Source organism: Pseudomonas agronomica (assembly GCF_025917275.1).
GTDB lineage: Bacteria > Pseudomonadota > Gammaproteobacteria > Pseudomonadales > Pseudomonadaceae > Aquipseudomonas > Aquipseudomonas agronomica.
On record NZ_JAOSHO010000599.1, the window covers coordinates 1 to 2,787 of the forward strand.

General features: G+C 60.2%; 3 protein-coding genes. All 3 read left to right on the forward strand.

The features are described 5' to 3' along the window. Positions 1-150: 150 nt before the first annotated feature. The 3 genes from rpmE (at position 151) to OC610_RS25030 (ending at position 2,648) form a co-directional block, all read left to right on the forward strand. Positions 151-369: a 50S ribosomal protein L31 gene (gene rpmE, locus OC610_RS25020; protein WP_030140995.1), complete on the forward strand. Its 219-nt coding sequence runs from the start codon at positions 151-153 to the stop codon at positions 367-369. Positions 370-410: 41 nt separating this feature from the next. After that, positions 411-1,193, forward strand: a complete 783-nt coding sequence (locus tag OC610_RS25025; protein WP_264431701.1) for a thermonuclease family protein — start codon at positions 411-413, stop codon at positions 1,191-1,193. 186 nt (positions 1,194-1,379) lie between these two features. Further along, entirely contained in the window at positions 1,380-2,648 is a 1,269-nt protein-coding gene (locus OC610_RS25030) for a malic enzyme-like NAD(P)-binding protein (protein ID WP_264431700.1), read from the forward strand. Positions 2,649-2,787 lie beyond the last annotated feature (139 nt).

Here is a 2,787-nt window from a genome sequence, read left to right on the forward strand (position 1 = left end):
GGGATTGTGCTTGAGGGCGCGAGCCTAGCAGACGGTTGGTACAAGTTGTAGCTTGCGCGATTAATGTTGTCTGGTAGAATCCGCGGCCTAATTACGTGCGGTATTCAACAATAGTGTTGGGTGGCGGCACGCTAGCCTGAGGAAAACACCATGAAAACCGATATCCATCCAGACTATCCAGTTGTGGCTGTAACCTGCAGCTGCGGCAACAAGTTCGAAACTCGTTCGACCTACGGCAAAGCCCTGGCGATCGACGTTTGCAACGAATGCCACCCGTTCTACACCGGTAAGCAAAAGACTCTGGATACCGGCGGCCGCGTTCAGAAGTTCGCCGATCGTTTCGGTGCTTTCGGCGCCAAGAAAGCCTAAGGCTGATTATCTTGGAAAGTCGTTCCGGCTATTCCAGGCTAATGAAAAAGGCGTCCCTTGTGGGCGCCTTTTTTGTGCCTGCGATTTGGTTCTGTGGTGCCCAGGCGTCCTGCCCCCTGCCGGGCGAGCTGCCTGAAGTGGCTGTGCAGCGTGTGGTGGACGGCGACACGTTGTATCTCCAGGACGGCCGTCGCATCCGCATGATCGGCCTCAACAGCCCGGAGCTGGGCAAGCGCGGGCGTGCAGACGAACCGTTCGCCGTGGCGGCGCGCCAGCGACTCGAGGCGCTGGTGGCTGCCAGTGCCGGCCGGGTCAAGGTATCGCCCGGTGAAGATGATCAGGACGATTACGGGCGCACGCTCGCCCACGTCTATGACCGCCAGGGCCGCAACCTGGAAGAGCAACTGATTGCCGATGGGCTGGGCTTCCTGGTGGCCGTCGCGCCCAATGTCGACCTGGTCGAGTGTCAGCAGGCGGCCGAACGTCAGGCACGACAAGCCGGGCTCGGGATATGGAAGAAGTCTCCGATCATGCGAGCTGAGCAAATCAATACGGGCGGTTTTGCGTTGGTCCGTGGTCGTGTAGACAGCGTGCAGCGCAATCGCGGCGGCATCTGGATAGAAATGCAGGGAGCGGTTGTCTTGCACATTGCCCCCAATCTTCAGCGGAACTTTGACGCCTCGATGCTCAAGCACCTGGAAGGCCGGACGATCGAGGCGCGCGGCTGGGTCGTCGATCGTTCCCGGCGCGGGGCGGCCAAGCCCGGGCAGGCGCGATGGATGCTGCCGGTGACCGATCCGGCGATGTTGCAACCGGTACTTTGACAAAAAATATTGTAGACATTTTCGTTGCCAATTGTATGCATCAAGCCCTTGTGTTTCGCTGCTCTTGGTCCAAAGTCGTAGGGCAGGGCGCTTGACAGGAGTGACTGGTCAGTCTTGTAGGGACTTTGCGAGGCGCGTATCCTCGGCGGTCCGTCTGTCCAACACAGTAAAAAGCGGAATGCCCACATGTCTGATCTGAAAACTGCCGCTCTCGAATATCACGCTAATCCTCGTCCGGGTAAGCTGAGTGTCGAGCTCACCAAGGCCACCGCTACTGCCCGCGACCTGTCGCTGGCCTACAGCCCCGGCGTAGCCGAACCGGTCCGCGAAATCGCTCGCGACCCTGAACTGGCCTACAAGTACACCGGCAAGGGCAACCTGGTTGCAGTCATTTCCGATGGCACCGCGATTCTCGGCCTGGGTAACCTCGGCCCACTGGCTTCCAAGCCGGTCATGGAAGGCAAGGGTGTTCTGTTCAAGCGTTTCGCCGGTATCGACGTGTTCGACATCGAAGTCGACTCCGAAAGCCCGCAAGCCTTCATCGACACCGTCAAGCGCATCTCCATCACCTTCGGCGGCATCAACCTGGAAGACATCAAGGCACCTGAGTGCTTCGAGATCGAGCGCGCCCTGATCGAACAGTGCGACATCCCGGTTTTCCACGATGACCAGCACGGTACCGCGATCGTGACCGCGGCCGGCATGATCAACGCCCTGGAAATCGCTGGCAAAACCCTGCCGGAAGCCAAGATCGTCTGCCTGGGTGCTGGCGCTGCGGCCATCTCCTGCATGAAATTGCTGGTGAGCATGGGCGCCAAGATCGAAAACATCTTCATGGTTGACCGTACCGGCGTGATCCACTCCGGCCGTGACGACCTGAACCAGTACAAGGCCGTGTTCGCCCACGCCACCGACAAGCGCTCCCTGGCGGACGCGCTGGACGGCGCCGACGTGTTCGTCGGCCTGTCGGGCCCGAACCTGCTGAGCGCGGAAAACCTGCTGCGCATGGCGCCGAACCCGATCGTGTTCGCCTGCTCGAACCCGGATCCGGAAATCTCCCCGGAGCTGGCTCACGCAACCCGCGACGACGTGATCATGGCCACCGGCCGTTCGGACTACCCGAACCAGGTCAACAACGTACTGGGCTTCCCGTTCATCTTCCGTGGTGCCCTGGACGTTCGCGCCAAGCGCATCAACGAAGAAATGAAAGTCGCTGCCGCCAACGCCCTGCGTGAACTGGCCAAGCTGCCGGTACCGCAGGAAGTGTGCGACGCCTACGGCGGCATCAAGCTGGAATTCGGTCGTGAGTACATCATCCCGAAACCAATGGACGCGCGCCTGATCACCCTGATCTCCGACGCCGTGGCCAAGGCCGCCATCGAGACGGGTGTTGCAACCCTGCCGTACCCGAAGAACTACCCGCTCAAGAGCGTGGATGACGTGTTCAACGGCTAAGCTGTTGTAGCGCTTCAACAAAAAGCCCCGGCTCTGATGAGTCGGGGCTTTTTTGTGCCTGCCGATTTTGTGTGGCCACTGCAAATCCATGTGGGAGCGAGCCTGCTCGCGAAGGCGTCAGCCCAGGCAACCCAAAACC